Origin of the sequence: Pseudomonas sp. Lb2C2 (assembly GCF_052112205.1) — a bacterium.
In the GTDB taxonomy this organism is placed as follows: Bacteria; Pseudomonadota; Gammaproteobacteria; order Pseudomonadales; family Pseudomonadaceae; genus Aquipseudomonas; species Aquipseudomonas kilonensis.
In genome coordinates, this window is record NZ_JAUTYW010000001.1 from 550,648 (window position 1) to 569,760 (window position 19,113).

Here is a 19,113-nt window from a genome sequence, read left to right on the forward strand (position 1 = left end):
GCGTAGCGGCCCTGAAACCTGACGTCGCGGTGTGTCAGGTTCATGTAATCAGCTTTTTTTGGGGCTGCCTCGCAGCCCAGCGGGGATAAATCCCCTCGCCACAGATGATTCGTTTCCCCTATCGAGAGCGGTTTCGTTTCGACTCCCCAGGCTGCAAAGCCCTTTTCAGAAACTCCGCCGTCCGGCTTTCCCGGCAGGCCGCGACTTCCTCCGGAGCCCCGCAGGCCACGACGTTCCCGCCCTGGGAGCCCGCGCCCGGGCCGATATCGATGACCCAGTCACTCTGTGCCACGACGCGCATGTCATGTTCCACCACAACCACCGTGTGACCTTCCTCCACCAGGCGATTCAGCTGTACCAACAAGCGGTCGACGTCCTGGGGGTGCAGCCCGTTGGTGGGTTCATCCAACACATACAACGTCGCCCCCCGGGCTTTGCGCTGCAGTTCTGTCGCCAGCTTGATCCGCTGGGCTTCGCCGCCGGACAGTTCCGTGGCCGGTTGGCCCAGGCGCAGGTAGCCCAGTCCGATATCCTGTAGCACTTGCAATGAGCGCCGGGCCGCCGCTTGCTCGGCAAACACCTCGAGTGCCTGATTCACGGTCAGTTGCAGCACCTGGGAAATGTCCAGGCCTTGCCAGCTCACCGCCAGGGTCTGCGGGTTGTAGCGCGCGCCATGGCAGGTGGGGCAGGGCGCGTACACGCTGGGCATGAACAACAACTCCACGCTGACGAAACCTTCACCTTCGCAGGTTTCGCAACGTCCCTTGGCGACGTTGAAGGAAAACCGTCCGGCATCGAATCCCAGTGCTTGCGCCTGCTCTGTCGCGGCGAACAGCTTGCGCACGTGGTCGAACAACCCGGTGTAGGTGGCGAGGTTGGAGCGCGGGGTGCGACCGATGGGTTTCTGGTCCACCTGCACCAGCCGCTTGACCGCTTCAAGCCCAGCGGTAACGCGCCCGCCGCTGGTTTGCACGGGTTCGTCTTCCAGGTTTTGCTCATCGGGTTCGGCGTTGGGGCTGGCCTGGCCCAGGTGGGCGCCGACCAGATCCAGCAGGGCCTGGCTGACGAGGCTGGATTTGCCCGAGCCGGAGATGCCGGTCACGGCGGTGAAGCAGCCCAAGGGGAAGGCCGCGCTCAGGTTGTCGAGGTTGTTGCGGGTGATGCCTTCCAGGCGCAGCCAATCCCCGGGCACTCGGGAACTGCGTGCCGCAATGTGTTCTTCACCAAAGAGGTAGCCACGGGTGCGTGATTCAGGCACTTGGCCAAGGCCTGCCGGCGGCCCGCTGTAGAGGACTTTTCCACCTTGTTCGCCGGCGTCCGGGCCGACGTCGATGAGCCAGTCGGCGCGGCGCATGGTATCGAGGTCATGTTCGACCACAAACACCGAGTTGCCCGCTGCCTTGAGGCGTTGCAGGGCGCCAAACAGCGCTTCGCTGTCGGCCGGGTGTAGGCCGGCGGAGGGTTCGTCCAGCACGTAGATCACGCCGAACAACTGGGAATTGAGCTGTGTCGCCAGGCGCAGGCGTTGCAGTTCGCCGGACGAAAGCGTCGGTGTGCTGCGCTCCAGGGCGAGGTAGCCGAGGCCCAGGTCGATGAGGGTGGTGATTCGTTCCAGCAGCTCGGCGGCGATGCGCTGGGCGGCCAGGCGTTTCTCCAGGGAGAGGTTGGGCGTGTGGCGGGCGTCGGGCCCGCCCGCATGGGGATTATCGCCCCTGGCGGCGCGTTGCTCACGGGCCTCTCGGGTTTGCTGGTGGCTGAGGACATCCCCTGTTTCTTCGGCCTGTGCAAGGTAGTTGGGCGCCAGGACACGCTTGAGCACCTCGGCCAGTTCAAGCAACGGCAGGTGCGACAGCTCGGCGATGTCCAGGCCGGCAAAGGTCACGGTCAGCGCCTGGCGTTTGAGGCGCTTGCCCTCGCACACCGGGCAGGGGCTGGCGCGCATGTATTGCGCCACGCGTTTGCGCATCTGCGCGCTTTGCGAATGCATGAATGTGTGCAGCAGGTAGCGTCGGGCGCCGCTGAACGTGCCCTGGTAACTCGGTTCGAGCTTGCGTTTGAGAGCGGCGCGGGTCTGGGCCGGCGTCAGTCCCGCGTAGACGGGAACGGTCGGGGTTTCTTCGGTGAAGAGAATCCAGTCCCTTTGCTTTTTCGGCAGGTCGCGCCAGGGGATGTCGACGTCATAGCCCAGGGTCACCAGGATGTCCCGCAGGTTCTGGCCCTGCCAAGCCATGGGCCAGGCGGCTAGGGCGCGCTCGCGGATGGTCAGCGACGGGTCCGGCACCATGGACGCTTCGGTCACCTCATAGACCCGGCCCAGGCCATGGCATTGCTGGCAGGCACCCTGTGGCGTGTTGGGCGAGAAGTCTTCGGCATAGAGCATCGGTTGGTCGGCCGGGTAGCTGCCGGCGCGGGAGTAGAGCATGCGAATCAAGCTCGACAGGGTGGTGACGCTGCCCACCGATGAGCGTGCGCTGGGTGTGCCGCGCTGTTGCTGCAAGGCGACTGCCGGCGGCAGGCCCTCGATGCTGTCCACGTCCGGCACGCCGACCTGGTCGATCAGGCGCCGCGCATAGGGTGCGACGGACTCGAAGTAGCGACGCTGGGCTTCGGCGTAGAGCGTGGAGAAGGCCAGCGACGACTTGCCGGAGCCTGACACACCGGTAAACACCACCAGCGCATCGCGGGGGATGTCCACGTCGACGTTCTTGAGGTTGTGTTCGCGGGCACCACGCACCCGGACGAAACCGGTGCCTTGCGGCAGGTCGGCGGTTGAAGCAGGGGCGGAGCGTGGCGGCATCGGGCATTCCTTGTGGACGTTGGTGTAATGCATCGGGGCATTATGGCAATGGAGAATGGACTGGATCACAGCGCTGACAATTATGCGACCGGGTTCAACCGTTCGCGTGCGATAAAAATTTACTCTGGGTAAAAGAGCACCTGTTCACGGATACGGGCTTAAGTTTTTCCAAGTTGATTTCAATCAAGGGCCCAGCAGAGTGCCGGCCCCTACCATGAGCGCCAAGATCCTGTCTTTAAGCCCTGGCGTCCATGACCCCTCCCTTTGTGATGCTGCACCTATCCCGCTTCTGGCCCCTTGGGCTGTTCGTTCTCCTGCTGTTGTTCACGGGCTTGGCCCAGGCCAGGGACTACGGTGACATCCAACAACAGCGCATCCATCACGTCCTGAACCAGACCGACGCGATCTCCGAGCCCGATGGGCCCTTCAAGGTTCGCAAGCTGTCCATCGCAGGCAAGGTCGTCGGCTATGTGTTCCAGAGCCTGGACGTGGTGGACATTCCCGCTTATTCAGGCAAGCCGATCAACGTCCAGGTCATTCTCGATCCTGCCGGGGTGATCCTCGATGCCTATGTGCTCGAACACCATGAGCCGATTCTGCTGATCGGCATCGCCGAAGAAAAACTCCACGCGTTCAGCGCACGCTACAGCGGCATCAAGGTCAATCAGCGAGTGGTGGTGGGGCATTCCAGCGACCCGAATGCCGTGACCGTGGATGCCATCGCCGGGGCTACCGTGACGGCGATGGTGGTCAACGAGGTCATCATGCGTGCCGCCCACGATGTCGCGGTGTCCCTGGGCCTGGTCAAGGGCGATGCGGGGTTGGCCGTGGCGCCAGCGCGTGTGCGTGAGGACATCTACCAGCCCGCCGACTGGAAGACTCTGACCGGCAACGGCGCTATCCGCCGTCTGCTCCTGACCCGTGGCCAGGTCGACGCGTCCTTCAAGGGCACCGAGGCCGAACAGGTCGAAACCGCCAGCGGCGAGCAGGTGAACGACACCTTCATCGACCTCTATGCCACCCACCTTAATCCGCCCACCATCGGCCGCAACCTGCTGGGTGAGGCGCAATACCACACACTGATGGCCGAGCTCAAGCCGGGCGAGCAGGCCATCGCGGTGATGGGCAGCGGTCGTTATTCCTTCAAGGGCTCGGGATACGTGCGTGGCGGCATCTTCGACCGGGTGCAGTTGCGTCAGTCCGGCGACACCATCAGCTTTCGCGACCTGGATTTTCAGCGCCTGAATGATGTGGCCCTCGACGACATGCCGGACTTCGATGAAATGGCGATTTTCATCATCCGCGCCTCCCACCGTTTCGACCCCGGTTCGCCCTGGAACCTGGAGCTGCTGGTGCGCCGTCAGACCGGACCGGTCAGCGGCACCTTCAGCAGCTTCGAGCTGGCCTATCAGTTGCCGGAGCCCTACCTGGAGCGGCCATTGCCGACCGCCGAGCAACTGGCGGCGGCCGAAGAAGCCAGCCGGCCGATGTGGCTGACGCTCTGGTATCAGAAGAGTGTCGAAATCAGCGTGCTTGGGGCCGCGTTGCTGGTGCTGACGGCGATCCTGTTTTTCCAGGACTCACTGGCCCGGCGGCCGACGCTGTTGCATTGGCTGCGCCGCGGTTACCTGGTCTTCACCGTGGTGTTTCTCGGCGGCTACGCCTTGGCCCAGTTGTCGGTGGTCAACGTGCTGACCTTCGTCCACGCCTTGTTCGAAGGCTTTCGCTGGGAGCTGTTCCTCACCGATCCACTGATCTTCATCCTCTGGGTGTTCACCGCTGGCAGCATCCTGCTGTGGGGGCGCGGGGTGTTCTGCGGCTGGCTGTGTCCGTTCGGCGCGTTGCAGGAGTTGATCAACGAACTGGCGCGCAAGCTCAAGGTGCCCCAATACGAGTTGCCGTTCGCCGTGCATGAGCGGCTCTGGGCGATCAAATACATCATTTTGCTGGTGCTGTTCGGCGTCTCGCTGGAGTCGATGGCCACCGCCGAACGGCTGGCCGAAGTGGAACCCTTCAAGACCGCCATCACCCTCAGGTTCGACCGCCAGTGGTGGTTCGTGGCCTACGCCGTGGGCCTGCTGGTGATCAACCTGTTTACCCGCAAGGTCTATTGCCGCTACGTCTGCCCGCTGGGCGCGGCCCTGGCGATGCCGACCCGGCTGCGGCTGTTCGATTGGCTCAAGCGCCGCAAGGAATGTGGCAACCCCTGCCAACTGTGCGCCAAGGAATGCGAGATCCAGGCGATTCATCCCGATGGCCGGATCAATGCCAACGAATGCCATTACTGCCTCGACTGCCAGATGACCTGGCACAACGAAAACAAATGCCCGCCGCTGATCAACAAGCGCAAGAAGCGCGGCAAGGCGACCGCGACCGATCCGCAACTGATTCCCGTGGTGCAGGTGAACCCGGCGCCTTGAGGCACCCCAATGGCCTGTCCCTTGACCGTTTCATTCTTCATGGAGCACACAGCATGAGCGATAAAGAAAACCAAACCCCAGGCTCGGTGGAAGAACCCAGGGGTGTCAGCCGGCGCAGCTTTCTCGGCACCGGCGCGGTAACGGGTGCGGTACTGGCCGGCGCGACGGCGCTGGGGGCCGGGACGTTCACCCGTGAGTCCTGGGCGGCGGCGGCCAAGGAGGCCAAGTCCAAGGTCCACGTCGGGCCTGGGGAGCTGGACGAATACTACGGTTTCTGGAGCGGCGGCCATCAGGGCGAGGTGCGGGTGCTGGGGGTGCCGTCGATGCGTGAGCTGATGCGCATCCCGGTGTTCAACGTCGACTCGGCCACCGGTTGGGGCCTGACCAACGAAAGCAAGCGCATTCTGGGCGACAGCGCCAAGTACCAGAACGGCGATTGCCACCACCCGCACATCTCCATGACCGACGGCAAGTACGACGGCAAATACCTGTTCATCAACGACAAGGCCAACTCTCGGGTCGCGCGCATTCGCCTGGACATCATGAAGTGCGACAAGATCCTCACCGTGCCCAACGTGCAAGCCATCCACGGCTTGCGCCTGCAAAAGGTGCCGTACACCAAGTACGTGTTCGCCAACGCTGAGTTCGTGATCCCGCACCCCAACGACGGCCATACCTTCGACCTGCAGGACAAAAACAGCTTCACGATGTTCAACGCCATCGATGCCGAGAAAATGGAAATGGCGTTCCAGGTGATCGTCGACGGCAACCTGGACAACTCCGACGCTGACTACACCGGCAAATACGCCGCCAGCACCTGCTACAACTCCGAGAAGGCCTACGACCTGGGCGGCATGATGCGCAACGAGCGCGACTGGGTGGTGGTGTTCAACATCCCGCGTATCGAGGCGGCGATCAAGGCCGGCAAGTTCATCAACCTGGACGGCTCCAAGGTGCCGGTGGTCGATGGCCGCAAGACCGATGGCAAGGACTCCGAATTCACCCGCTACATTCCCGTGCCGAAGAACCCCCACGGGCTCAATACTTCGTCGGACGGCAAATACTTCATCGCCAACGGCAAGCTGTCGCCCACGGTCTCGATGATCGCCATCGATCGCCTGGACGATTTGTTCGCCGACCGCTTCAAGGACCCACGCGAAGTGATCGTCGCCGAGCCGGAACTGGGGCTTGGGCCGCTGCACACCACGTTCGACGGGCGCGGCAATGCCTATACGACCTTGTTCATCGACAGCCAGGTGGTGAAGTGGAACATGGACGAGGCCATCCGTGCCTACAAGGGTGAGAAGGTCAACTACATCAAGCAGAAGCTCGACGTCCAGTACCAGCCCGGCCACAACCATGCGTCCCTCACCGAAACCAGCGAGGCGGACGGCAAGTGGCTGGTGGTGTTGTGCAAATTCTCCAAGGACCGCTTCCTGCCCACCGGCCCATTGCACCCGGAGAACGATCAGTTGATCGACATTTCCGGTGAAGAAATGAAGCTGGTGCACGACGGCCCGGCGTTCGCCGAACCCCATGACTGCATTCTCGCCCGGCGCGACCAGATCAAGACCCAGAAAATCTGGAACCGCAACGATCCGTTCTTCGCCGGCACCGTGGAGCTGGCGAAGAAGGACGGCATCAACCTGGAAACCGACAACAAGGTCATCCGCGACGGCAACAAGGTGCGGGTGTACATGACGTCGATGGCGCCGGCCTATGGCCTGACGGAGTTCACCGTCAAGCAAGGCAACGAGGTGACGGTGACCATCACCAACATCGACCAGATCGAAGACGTGTCCCACGGCTTTGTCATGACCAACCACGGCGCGAGCATGGAGATCAGCCCGCAACAGACCTCATCGATCACCTTCATCGCTGATAAGGCCGGTTTGCACTGGTACTACTGCAGCTGGTTCTGCCACGCCCTGCACATGGAAATGGTCGGACGCATGCTGGTTGAAAAGGCCTGAGTCATTCATTAGGGAGACAGGCGCAATGACCGGGAATATGCAGCATCCAAACGTTCGTCGATCGGTCATTGCCCTGGTGTTCTGCCTGCTGTCGGGCGGCGCGCTCGGCGCGCCGCAGCCGATCACCGATTTGCCTTTGCAGGCCGAGGGCGACCAGCAATGGCGCCTGCCTGCGGGCCAGTACCGGGGCTCGTTCAGCATCGACCAGCCCATGACCCTTACCTGTGCGCCGGATGCGGTATTCCAGGGCCAGGGCGAGGGCAATGGCGTGATCATTCGCGCCCCGAACGTGCGGATCCAGGGCTGTACGTTCCTGGATTGGGGCCACGACCTGACGGCCATGAATGCCGCCGTGTTCATCCAACCGGTCGCCCAAGGGGCTGTGGTGCGTGGCAACCGGATGCAGGGCCAGGGCTTCGGTATCTGGGTCGATGGCACACGGGACGTCAGCCTGATCGACAACCGTATCCAGGGCGACCCCAGCCTGCGCTCCCAGGACCGTGGCAATGGCATCCATTTGTATGCCGTACACGGCGCCCGGGTCATCGGTAACCAGGTGCGCGAAACCCGCGACGGCATCTACATCGACACCTCCAGCGGCAACCTGCTCCAGGGCAATGTCCTGGAGGACCTGCGCTACGGCGTGCATTACATGTTCGCCAACGATAACCGCCTGCTGGATAACGTCACCCGGCGTACCCGCACCGGTTATGCCTTGATGCAAAGCCGCCAGTTGACGGTCATCGGCAATCGCTCCGAACAGGATCAGAACTACGGGATCCTGATGAACTACATCACCTATTCGACCCTGCGCGACAACTTCGTCACCGATGTGCGCGACGGGTCCACCGGCGACACCATGATCACCGGCGCCGAGGGCAAGGCCCTGTTCATCTACAACTCATTGTTCAACCGCATCGAAGGCAACCATTTCGAGCGCAGCGCCGTGGGTATTCACCTGACGGCTGGCTCGGAGGATAACCGCATCGCCGGCAATGCCTTCGTCCATAACCAGCGCCAGGTCAAATACGTTGCCACGCGGTTGCAGGAATGGTCGGTGGACGGGCGCGGCAATTACTGGAGCGACTACCTGGGCTGGGATCGCAACGGCAACGGCTTGGGCGATGTCGCCTATGAACCCAACGACAACGTCGATCGCCTGCTGTGGCTGTATCCCCAGGTGCGCTTGTTGATGAACAGCCCGGGGATCGAACTGCTGCGTTGGGTGCAGCGAGCCTTCCCGGTGATGAAATCCCCCGGGGTGATGGACAGTCATCCGCTGATGGAAACGCCTGTCCAACCCCCGCCACGCAACAGTGCCCAGGAGGACGCGTCTTGAACGTCGTCGAGATCGAAGGCGTCAGCCAGTACTATGGCGATGTCGCTGTGCTGCGCGGGCTGGACTTGAATCTGGCCCAGGGCGAAGTGCTCGGCCTGTTCGGGCATAACGGTGCGGGCAAGACCACCACGATGAAGCTGATCCTCGGTTTGCTGCGGGCCAGCGAGGGGCAGGTGCGTGTCTTCGGCCGCGCGCCCAGTGACCCGAGCGTGCGGCAGATGCTCGGTTATCTGCCCGAGAACGTGATGTTCTATCCGCAGCTGAGCGGACTGGAAACCTTGCGCCATTTTGCCCGGCTCAAAGGTGCTGCACCGGAGCAAGTGCAGCGTTTGCTGGAAGAGGTCGGGCTGGCGGGTGCCGCGACACGGCGCGTGAAGACGTATTCCAAGGGCATGCGCCAGCGTCTCGGTCTGGCCCAGGCGCTGCTCGGCCAACCGCGCCTGTTATTGCTGGATGAGCCGACCGTGGGCCTGGACCCCATCGCCACCCAGGACCTCTATCAGTTGCTCGACCGCCTGCGTTGGCAGGGCACCAGCATCATTCTCTGTTCTCACGTCTTGCCTGGCGTGGAAGCTCACATCAACCGCGCCGCGATTCTCACCCGGGGGCGCCTGTTGGCCCTGGGCAGCCTGGCCCGGCTGCGCGAGGACGCCGGGTTGCCGACGCTGATCCGCGCCTCGGGCCTGTCGCGGGCCGACTGGCTTCGCCAGCATTGGCGCAGTGAAGGGCACGCCACCCAAGGTTGGGGCGCCGAGGGGGTGCAAGTGTCCGCGCCGGATGGCAGCAAGCTTAAATTGCTGCGCCAGTTACTGGCCCAGGATGACCCGTCGGATGTCGAGATCAAGCCGCCGTCGCTGGAGGATTTGTACCGTCATTACATGGTCCGTGCCGCGGCCGAGGAGACCAGCCTATGAATCCGGTCTGGAACATGGCCCGCAAGGAATTCAGCGATGGCCTGCGCAATCGCTGGTTGTTGGCGATCAGCCTGTTGTTCGCGGTGCTGGCGATCGGCATCGCCTGGCTCGGCGCGGCGGCGTCCGGTCAACTGGGGTTCACCTCGGTGCCAGCCACGGTGGCGAGCCTGTCCAGCCTGGCGACCTTCCTGATGCCGCTGATTGCCTTGCTGCTGGCCTATGACGCGATTGTCGGCGAGGACGAGAGCGGCACCTTGTTGCTGTTGCTGACCTACCCGTTGGGCCGCGGCCAATTGCTGCTGGGCAAGTTTGTCGGGCACGGCTTGATCCTGGCCCTGGCCACTTTCATCGGTTTTGGCTGCGCGATGCTTGCCATCGCTCTGTGGGTGGACGATGTCCAGTTGAGCCTGCTGCTCTGGGCCTTCGGTCGGTTCATGGTATCGAGCACGCTGCTGGGCTGGGTGTTCCTCGGGCTGGCCTATGTGCTGAGCAGCTTGTCGGCAGAGAAATCCACCGCGGCCGGATTGGCGCTGGGGGGGTGGTTTTTCTTCGTGTTGGTGTTCGACCTGGCCTTGCTGGCGTTGCTGGTGCTGAGCGAGGGGCGCTTCAGCCCGGAACTGTTGCCCTGGCTGCTGCTGTTCAACCCTACTGACGTGTATCGGCTGATCAACCTGTCCGGATTCGATGCGGCGTCCAGCGGCGCCGCGGTGCTGACCTTGGGCAGCGACCTGCCGGTGTCGGCGCCTTTGCTCTGGCTGTGCCTGGGCCTGTGGATGGCGGTGCCGTTGTGGCTGGCCTATCGGCTGTTCAATCGCCGGTGCCCGTGAATTTCAATCTTGATAAGGGAGCATGCAACGATGAACAAGGTGTACCTCAAGGGGGGCCGCCTCTTGGCCGGGGTGTTGGTGTGCCTGGCGCTGGCGCTGGCGGCGTGCGGCAAGGTCGAACCACCTGCGGCCAGCGAGGCGGCGCTGGCGTTTCATCCCAGTGACGAGTGCCATGTGTGCGGCATGGTCATCACTGACTTCCCCGGGCCCAAGGGCGCGGCGGTCGGGGCAGGGGGCGTGAAGAAATTCTGCTCGCCGGCGGAGATGCTGGGCTGGTGGTTGCAGCCGGAAAACCATCGAGCCGATGTCAAGCTATATGTCCACGACATGGGCCGCAGCCATTGGGACACACCGGATGACGCCCACCTGATCGACGCCCGGACCGCCTACTTCGTCATCGGCAGCGGGCTTAAAGGCGCCATGGGCGTGGTATTGGCTTCGTTCTCCGATCCCCAGGCGGCAGAAAAACTGGCGAGCGATAGCGGCGGCCGGGTGCTGCGCCTGGAAGACATCGACCAGAAACTGTTGGGGCAGGTGAGCGCGATGGCGCCGATGAACCACTGATATTGCCCGCGTACCGAACCGCTCTATTGCCAGCACCGAACCGCTTTTTGTGGCGAGGGGATTTATCCCCGCTGGGGTGCGAAGCGCCCCTAAACCAAGCTGACTGGATCAACCTGGCACACCGCGCGGGCCGTTCTGGGGCTGCTTCGCAGCCCAGCGGGGATAAATCCCCTCGCCACAAAGGTATTTCATGTCAGGGAGGGCCATGCGCATCACCTTCTCATCCCATGGAAGCGTCCACCCGCTACCCAAGTAGCATTCGTCGACCCGCCGCGGCTTCGTACACTCAGGGCTCCTATCACGCACCCGTCGGAGGCGAAGATGCAGCAGGCCCAGAGCGAAGGTGTGGTGAGCGCCATGTCCCAGGCGACGGACGTCCAGCAGGTAGCCCAGGAGTTGGCGCGGCAGTTGTTGCACCCGCACCTGGGCTTCGTGCTGTTTTTCTGTTCCGCCGAATACGACCTGCCGGCCTTGGGCCAGGCGTTGTCCCAGAGTTTCGGCGGGATTCGCCTGGTGGGCTGTACCAGCGCCGGTGAAATCACCTCCCAGGGCTACGGCCGCAACTGTGTGACGGCGGTGGGGTTCGATCACCGGCACTTTTCCATCGCCGCCGAACTGATCGGCGAAATGGAGCACTTCAGCCTGATCGACGCCCAGCAAATGGTCGAGCGCCTGGCCAGCGGCTGTCGCAGCAACGCCCTGGCGCCGATCAAGGGCCACAGTTTCGCCTTGACCCTGCTCGATGGCTTGTCCAGCCGCGAGGAAATGGTGCTGGCGGCCTTGAGCGCCGCGCTGGGGGACATCCCCCATTTCGGCGGGTCGGCCGGCGATGACAACTACCTGACCCACACCCACGTGTATTTCGAAGGCCAGTTCCACAGTGGCGCGGCGGTGGTGGTGTTGATCAATACCTGGCTGGAATTCGAAGTCTTCACCACCCATCACATCCTGCCCCGGGAGGAGAAACTGGTGGTGACCGGCGCCGACAGCGCCTCGCGACGGGTCTACGAACTCAACGCCGAACCCGCCGCCGAAGAATACGCCCGGCACATCGGCGTGCCGGTGAGCGCCCTCGACTATCGAGTATTCGCCGCTCATCCACTGGCGGTGCGCATCAACGACCAGTACTACGTGCGGGCCATTCAGCAGGTGCACTCGGACCTGAGCCTGAGTTTCTACTGTGCGGTGGAGAACGGCATCGTTCTCACTGCGATGACCCCCGGGCCCTTGCTGCACAACCTGCAAACGCTGTTCGACGGTTTGCAGGCACGCCTCGGCGATTTGCTGCTGACCATCGGCTGCGATTGCTTTCTCCGACGCCTGGAGCTGGAAGATCGCGGCGGCCTGGAGCAGATCGGCCAGTTCCTGCGCGAACAACGGGTGATGGGGTTCAACACCTATGGAGAACAGTTCAATGGCATGCACATCAACCAGACGTTCACCGGAGTTGCCATTGCCCGCCATCGCGTCCCCGGCCATCGTTGAGCTGCAGGCCCAGCTCGCTGCCCTGCAGCATGAAAATCGCAAGTTGCGGCGCATCAACGAGGCGCTGATCGAACGGGTGGAGTCCGGCGTAACCCGGGGCAACGACCCGTATGCGGCGTTCCAGCACTCGGTGGTGCTGGCCGAGCAGGTTCGCGAGCGCACCGATGCGTTGAACCAGGCCATGGCTGAACTCAAGGCCGGCAATCACTTGCTGGGCGAGGCGCGGCTGCGGGCGGAAACCGCCCACCGGCACCTGATCGACGCCATCGAAAGCATCTCCGATGCGTTTGTGCTGTTCGACGAGCAGCAGCGCATTGTTCTGTTCAACAGCCGCTTCAAGGCCTTCTGGGCCAACAGCCGGGTGCGCATCATCGCCGGCATGCGTCTTTCCGAGGTCAAACGCTTGATGACCGCCAACGGGCTGTTCAGCGAAGAACCCCGGGGCCAGGCCGACGAGCACGTGCTGTATCGGTTGCAGAACGGGCGCTGGTTGCAAGTCAGCGAGCGGCCGACCCAGGAGGGCGGCCGGGTAATTCTGTTTACCGACATCACCGACGTCAAACTCAGCGAAACCGTACGCCGCGAGCAGGCCATCGCGCAGAAATCCCACCTGTTGCAGCGGGCGGTGGACAACCTGTCCCAGGGTGTGGCGATGGTCAACGCCCAAGGCGTGCTGGAGCTGTGGAACCGACGTTTCCTCGAACTCAGTGGCCTGGCACCGGTAGCGGCCCACCGGCCGTTCAATGAAGTGATTGCCGACAGTGAACTGCAACTGCTGACCCCGGCCAGTCGCGACAGCAACGGCCGGCTGATCCACGAATCCGAGCAGCGCCTGTCCGATGGCCGGGTCCTGGAGATCCGTACACATCCATTGCCCACTGGCGGCTACGTCAACACCTTCACCGACATCACCGAACGCTACCAGCACGCCGAGGCGCTGAGCGAAAGCGAACGCTGGATTCGCCTGATCACCGACCATGTTCCGGCGCTGATCGCCTACCTCAACGCCGACCTGGTCTACGAATTCACCAACAAGGTCTACGAGCAATGGTATTGCTGGCCCCGTGGCGTGATGCTCGGCCAGAGCCTGCGCGAAGCCCATAGCGAGCAGCATTACCAGCGCCTGGAAGCCTACGTGGCGCGGGCGTTGGCGGGTGAGAGCGTCACCTTCGAATTCGCCGAGACCAACATCAACAACCAGGAACGCTACATGCTGCGCTCCTATGTACCCAACCGCCTGGCCAACGGCGAAGTGGTGGGGATTTTCGTGCTGATCCGCGACATCACCGAACGCCGACGCACCGCTGAAGCGCTGCACCAGGCCTACCAGAACCTGGAACAGCGGGTCCAGGAGCGCACGGCCGAACTGACCACCCTCAACGAGCAGTTGCTGCGCGAGATCGACGAGCGCAGCCGGGTGGAGTTGCGTCTGCGGGAGGCCAAGCGCGAGGCCGAGCAGGCCAACCTGTCGAAGACCAAATTTCTCGCAGCGGTCAGCCATGACCTGCTGCAACCACTCAACGCCGCCCGGCTGTTCACCAGTGCCTTGCTTGAGCGCCGCGAGCCGGTCGCCAACGCGCAACTGGTGCGCAACGTCAGCAATTCGCTGCAGGACGTGGAGAACCTGCTGGGCACCCTGGTGGACATCTCCAAGTTGGACGCCGGGGTGATCAAGGCCGATGTCGCGCCGTTCGGCCTCAGCGAGCTGCTCGACAACCTGGCCGCCGAATACGCCCAGATCGCCCGCAGCGAAGGGCTGGCGCTGCACTTTGTCGGTTGTTCGGTGCTGGTGCGCAGCGACATGCAATTGCTCGCGCGAATCCTGCGCAATCTGCTGAGCAACGCTATTCGCTACACCCCCAGCGGCCGGGTGGTGCTGGGCTGCCGGCGACACCGTCAGCGCGTGTCGATCCAGGTCTGGGACAGCGGCATCGGCATTGCCGAGAACCGCCTGGAGGAAATATTCCAGGAGTTCAAACGCGGCGACGTGCAACGCCCGAACCAGGACCGTGGGTTGGGCCTGGGCCTGGCGATTGTCGAAAAAATCGCCGGGATCCTCGGGCATCGGATCCAGGTGCGCTCCTGGCCGGGCAAGGGCTCGATGTTCTCTATCGACGTGCCGCTGAGCGCCACCGCGCCCAAACCGCTGCCGTGCCTGGACATGAGCGAACCGATGCTCGAACGCCTGCGTGGGGCGCGGGTCTGGGTGCTGGATAACGATGCGGCGATCTGCGCTGGCATGCGTACTTTGCTGGAGGGCTGGGGTTGCCAGGTGGTGACGGCGTTGTCGGAGCAGGACCTGGCCCGCCAGGTGGACAACTACCACGCCGAGGCCGACCTGCTGATCGCCGATTATCACCTGGACAACGATCAGAACGGCGTCGATGCGGTGGCCCGGATCAACGCCCGCCGGGCCTCACCGATCCCGGCCATGATGATCACCGCCAACTACAGCAACGAGCTCAAGCAGCAGATCCGCGAACGCGGGCACACCCTGATGCACAAGCCGGTGCGGCCGATGAAGCTCAAGATTGCGATGAGTCATTTGTTGGGCCAGACCAAGAGCCATTGACCCCGACCCATTTTGTGGCGAGGGAGCTTGCTCCCGCTGGGGCGCGAAGCGACCCCAAACCCAGGCACCTCGGTGTATCCGGTTTACTCAGTTAGCAGGATGGGGCTGCTTCGCAGCCCAGCGGGAGCAAGCTCCCTCGCCACAGAGTTGTTCACCCTGTCCCTGTAGCGTTCAGCCGTTCAACGCCGCAGGTAAGCCCCGAAATCAATATCCCCGGCACTGAGAATCGCCTGCACCCGGTTGTGCACATTGAGTTTGCGCAGGATCGCCGAGACGTGGGCCTTGACCGTGGTTTCGGCGATGTCCAGGGTGTAGGCGATCTGCTTGTTCGACTCGCCCTTGGTCATGCGTTCGAGCACCAGCAGTTGCTTGCGGGTCAAGGCCTGGAGCAGCTCCGGCGGGAAGCTCGGGTTTTCGTTCAGGCGCCGGCCCATCGGGCTTTTTTGCGTGCGAATGATGTCGGGCGGCAGATACACGTTGCCGTTGAGGATCTGCTCGATGGCGTCGGTCATCTGCGAGCGTGGCGAGGATTTGGTGATGAAACCCACCGCGCCATAGGTGATCGCCTGCAGCACCACTTGCTTGTCCTGCTCGGCGGAGACAATCACCACGGGGATGGTCGGTGCCTCGTTGCGCAGGTTGATCAGGCCATTGAGCCCGTGCATGCCGGGCATGTTCAGGTCCAGCAGGATCAGGTCCAGGTCGTCATGCTCGGCGGTCAAGGCCAGGGCACTGTCCAGGTCGGCGGTCTCCATGACCTCGCTGCCAGGAAAACCGTCGCTGATGACGTTGTGGATGGCTTCGCGAAACAGTGGGTGATCGTCGGCTATCAGGATTTTGTACATGGCCATTCACCTCGTTATTGTCGTGTAGGGCAGGGCAGTTGCACGCACTTCTTGCAAGATCAGGGAAAGGGTTCGGGCCGGGCCGCTTGCAGGGGCAGGTTGGCCGCCTCCCAGGCATCGAGGCCATCGCGATACCAGTACACATGGTTATAGCCCATGGCGGCGGCGCGTTTTACCGCGTTCCAGCTCAGCCAGCAATCGGCGCGGCAATAAAAGACCAGCGGTAGATCCAGCCGGCCGCCGGTGGCAGCGTGCAGGTGACGGCTGAAATAGTCCTGCCAGCTTGGGTCGAGATCGCCGTCACCGGTATTGGCCAGCCACAGGCTGCCGGGGAGGTTGGCATGGGGTTCGTTGTCGATGAAACGCCCCTGGAGCCACGGCCGACGATAAACGTCGATCAGCACCGGAGGCTGGGCTTGACCGAGCAGACGTTGCAGGGCCTGGGTGTCGAGGGTCTGGGCGCCGTCGACGGTGGCGGGCGTCGGGCTGCGGTATTGGGCGATGCGATAGCCCTGTGCTGAAAACAGCGTGGTATCGGCCTGCGCGACATTCAGCGCCAGGCCCAGCAATAGGATTGCCAGTAAACGGGGCATAGGATTTATCCTTTTTGTTATGCGCCCATTACATGCCAGGGTCGAGGTCTTGTGAATGCGACCATAGACAGGAAAACCAGTACTAAAGTAGTAATTTGAGTGCTAAAGACCCGCGTGACATGGAGAACATGCACCGAACCCTGTGGGAGCAAAGCTTGCTCGCGATAACGGTGTGCCAGGCAGCATCAATTCTGGATAAACCGCCGCCATCGCGAGCAAGCTTTGCTCCCACAGATTGTCTGTGCAATGAGGCGTTAGCTACCTGCCTTGCGCAACGCCGCATGCTGCGGATTGAACGTCCACACCGCCAACAGCGCGAACACCAGGGTCAACCCCGCGCACACCGTCATCGCCAGCAGGTTGAACTGCTCGTACAGCGCAAAACGCACCAACTCCACACCATGGGTGAACGGGCTGACCGCGCAGAGCCAGTACAGCCAAGGGCTGGCTTCCTGCATTTTCCACAGTGGGTACAGCGCCGAAGACAGGAAGAACATCGGGAAGATCACGAAATTCATTACGCCGGCGAAGTTCTCCAGTTGCCGGATGGCATTGGACAACAACAGGCCCAGGGCGCTGAGCATCAGGGCCACCAGCAGCAAGGCCGGCAGGGCCAGCAGCAGACCAAGAGTCGGTGGCTGGATGCCGTACAGCCAGGCGATGGCGAGAAAGGCATAGACCTGCAACAGCGAGATCAGCGAGGTCGCCAGCAACTTGCTCGCCAGCAGGAACGCCCGGGGCAGGGGGCTGGTGAGCAATACGCGCATGCTGCCCATTTCCCGGTCGTAGACCATCGACAGCGAGCCCTGCATGCCGTTGAACAACAGGATCATGCAGGCCAGCCCGGGCACGATGTACACCTCATAGGGGATGTAGGTGTCGTAGGGCGCGATGATGGCGATGCCCAGTGCCGCGCGAAAACCGGCGGCGAACACCAGCAGCCACAGCAGGGGCCGGACCAGTGCGCTGAGCAACCGTGTGCGTTGCAGCACGAAGCGCAGCCATTCGCGCGTTACGATACCGCTGAAACAATGCCAGTACGCGTTCATGGCCGGGCTCCCGAGGTGGTCAAGCGGGTGAAGGCCGAGCCGAGGCTGCCGCCGTGTTCCAGGCTCACCGCGTCGGCCTGTCCGCTGGCAACCAGGCGGCCCTGATGCACGATCAACAGGTCGTCGCTGGGCTGCACTTCGTCCAGCAGGTGAGTGGTCCAGAGCACGCTGATGCCTTGCTCGCTGCACAGTTGCCGGATGTGCAGGCCCAGGGCGAGGCGGCTGGCCGGATCAAGGCCGACGCTGGGTTCGTCGAGCAGCAATAGGCGTGGTTCGTGGAGCAGCGCGCGGGCGATCTCAACCCGGCGTCGATGGCCACCGTTGAGGTCGCGCACCCGTTCATGGCGCCGCTCGGTCAGGTGCTGGCGGGTCAGTTCGGCGTCGATGCGGGCGCTGCCCTGGCGCCGCGAAAATCCGTGCAACGCCAGGTGATAGCGCAGGTTCTGTTCAATGCTCAGGTCCAGGTCCAGGGTGCTCTGTTGGAACACCACGCCCAATTGGCGCAAGGCCGGTCTTGGTGATTTCTGCAGGGAATGACCACCGATGCGGATCTCGCCACGTTGCAGGTCGTACAGGCGTGTGAGCAGGGCGATCAGCGTCGACTTGCCGGCGCCGTTGGGTCCCAGCAGCGCGGCGAAACGTCCGGCCGGCAAGCTGAAACTCATCTGCTTGAGGGCTTCGCGCGCGCCATAGGCAAAGCTCAGGTCGCTGACCTCCAGGGCGTTCATGGCGTGACCACCACGCCCCAAGGGTAGCGTCCGACTTTCACCGACTTCAGGACCTTATGGCTGTCTACATCGATCACTGAGACATCGCCGCTGACACCGTTGGTCGCCAGCAGCTGCTTCTGGTCCGGGGTGAACGCCAGTTGCCAGACCCGTCGGCCCACCAGCAGGTAATCCAGCACTTCGAATGTCTTGGCGTCGATCACCGCCACATGGTTGGCCGGGCCCAGGGCGACGAACGCCAGCTTGCCGTCGGCACTGAGCTTGATGCCCACCGGTTGGACCTTGTCCGGGTGCACGCCCTTGATCTGGAACGTCAGGGTCTTGAGGATCTTGCGCGTCGCCACGTCGAGTACGGTCAACGTGCCGCCGATCTCCGCCGAGGCCCAGAGCTGTGTACCGTCGCGATTGAACTCGACGAAACGTGGCCGCTGGTCCACCAGGGTGTTGTCGGCCAGGGTCTGGGTGCTGGTGTCGATCCAGTGCAGCATGTTCGTGGTTTCACTGGTGTTGACCGCCCACTTGCCGTCGGGGCTGACGGCCATGCCTTCGGGCTCGACACCCACGCCGATCTGGCCCAGTACTTCGGAGGTCTGGGTGTCGATCACTGTGACCAGGGCATCGTCTTCGTTGGAGACATACAGCCAGCGGTCGTTGGGGTGCAGGGCGAACTGCTCGGGGTCCTTGCCGGAGGGCAGTTCCTTGATGATCTTGCGGGTGGCGACGTCCATCACCTGGACCCGGTCCGAGTCGCTGGCGCAGATGTACAGCAGGCGATTGTCGTGGGACAGCAGCAGGCCTCGGGGGCGTTGGCCCACCGGCAGGGTCTCGATGACTTCCAGGCTCTGCATGTCGATCAGGCTCAGGCTGTTGTCTTTCTCGTTGGAGACCCAGGCGATGCTGGCGGCGGCGCAGGGGCCAGCGGCGAGCAACGCCGCGCCCAGGGCGAGGGCTTTGCATAACCGGGTCGGGCAGAGCCGGGCCGGGTAAATCAGGGAGCGGCGCATGGC

14 protein-coding genes are annotated in these 19,113 nt (G+C 63.0%); 8 read left to right on the top strand and 6 right to left on the bottom strand.

The window, feature by feature from the left end; translation table 11 throughout:
* Positions 1-118 precede the first annotated feature (118 nt).
* Positions 119-2,797, bottom strand: coding sequence for an excinuclease ABC subunit A (locus tag Q7F16_RS02350; protein ID WP_409555542.1), 2,679 nt, complete (start codon positions 2,795-2,797; stop codon positions 119-121).
* 269 nt (positions 2,798-3,066) lie between these two features.
* Between Q7F16_RS02350 and nosR the strand changes: the two genes are divergently transcribed.
* The 8 genes from nosR (at position 3,067) to nahK (ending at position 14,891) form a co-directional block, all read left to right on the top strand.
* Positions 3,067-5,217, top strand: a complete 2,151-nt coding sequence (gene nosR, locus Q7F16_RS02355) for a transcriptional regulator NosR (protein ID WP_413211827.1) — start codon at positions 3,067-3,069, stop codon at positions 5,215-5,217.
* A gap of 53 nt (positions 5,218-5,270) precedes the next feature.
* A complete protein-coding gene (gene nosZ, locus Q7F16_RS02360; protein ID WP_046062339.1) occupies positions 5,271-7,190 on the top strand; it encodes a TAT-dependent nitrous-oxide reductase in 1,920 nt (639 codons plus the stop codon).
* Positions 7,191-7,215: 25 nt separating this feature from the next.
* The gene (locus Q7F16_RS02365) at positions 7,216-8,529 is read left to right on the top strand and encodes a nitrous oxide reductase family maturation protein NosD (protein ID WP_409555544.1); all 1,314 of its coding nucleotides are present in this window, start codon (positions 7,216-7,218) and stop codon (positions 8,527-8,529) included.
* Positions 8,526-9,443: an ABC transporter ATP-binding protein gene (locus Q7F16_RS02370; protein ID WP_013693248.1), complete on the top strand. Its 918-nt coding sequence runs from the start codon at positions 8,526-8,528 to the stop codon at positions 9,441-9,443. The genes Q7F16_RS02365 and Q7F16_RS02370 overlap by 4 nt, the downstream gene beginning before the upstream one ends.
* Positions 9,440-10,270 carry an ABC transporter permease gene (locus Q7F16_RS02375; RefSeq protein ID WP_409555545.1) on the top strand — a complete coding sequence of 277 codons (831 nt, stop codon included), beginning with the start codon at positions 9,440-9,442 and terminating at the stop codon, positions 10,268-10,270. The genes Q7F16_RS02370 and Q7F16_RS02375 overlap by 4 nt, the downstream gene beginning before the upstream one ends.
* 30 nt (positions 10,271-10,300) lie before the next feature.
* A complete protein-coding gene (locus tag Q7F16_RS02380) occupies positions 10,301-10,834 on the top strand; it encodes a nitrous oxide reductase accessory protein NosL (protein WP_409555546.1) in 534 nt (177 codons plus the stop codon).
* A 321-nt stretch (positions 10,835-11,155) separates the two neighbouring features.
* Entirely contained in the window at positions 11,156-12,319 is a 1,164-nt protein-coding gene (nosP, locus tag Q7F16_RS02385; RefSeq protein WP_095962150.1) for a nitric oxide-sensing protein NosP, read from the top strand.
* Positions 12,249-14,891 carry a hybrid sensor histidine kinase/response regulator NahK/ErcS' gene (gene nahK, locus Q7F16_RS02390; protein ID WP_409555547.1) on the top strand — a complete coding sequence of 881 codons (2,643 nt, stop codon included), beginning with the start codon at positions 12,249-12,251 and terminating at the stop codon, positions 14,889-14,891. The genes nosP and nahK overlap by 71 nt, the downstream gene beginning before the upstream one ends.
* Before the next feature lie 179 nt (positions 14,892-15,070).
* Here nahK and Q7F16_RS02395 read toward each other — a convergent pair whose 3' ends face one another.
* From Q7F16_RS02395 to Q7F16_RS02415, 5 genes are all read right to left on the bottom strand, one after another.
* Entirely contained in the window at positions 15,071-15,736 is a 666-nt protein-coding gene (locus tag Q7F16_RS02395) for a response regulator transcription factor (protein WP_014338437.1), read from the bottom strand.
* Between the two features lie 59 nt (positions 15,737-15,795).
* Positions 15,796-16,329 carry a PQQ-dependent catabolism-associated CXXCW motif protein gene (locus Q7F16_RS02400; RefSeq protein WP_095963603.1) on the bottom strand — a complete coding sequence of 178 codons (534 nt, stop codon included), beginning with the start codon at positions 16,327-16,329 and terminating at the stop codon, positions 15,796-15,798.
* Positions 16,330-16,583: 254 nt separating this feature from the next.
* A complete protein-coding gene (locus Q7F16_RS02405) occupies positions 16,584-17,378 on the bottom strand; it encodes an ABC transporter permease (RefSeq protein ID WP_409555548.1) in 795 nt (264 codons plus the stop codon).
* Entirely contained in the window at positions 17,375-18,106 is a 732-nt protein-coding gene (locus tag Q7F16_RS02410) for an ABC transporter ATP-binding protein (RefSeq protein WP_079304631.1), read from the bottom strand. The genes Q7F16_RS02405 and Q7F16_RS02410 overlap by 4 nt, the downstream gene beginning before the upstream one ends.
* Complete coding sequence (locus Q7F16_RS02415) at positions 18,103-19,110, bottom strand: YVTN family beta-propeller repeat protein (protein WP_079304629.1); 1,008 nt, start codon at positions 19,108-19,110, stop codon at positions 18,103-18,105. The genes Q7F16_RS02410 and Q7F16_RS02415 overlap by 4 nt, the downstream gene beginning before the upstream one ends.
* Positions 19,111-19,113 lie beyond the last annotated feature (3 nt).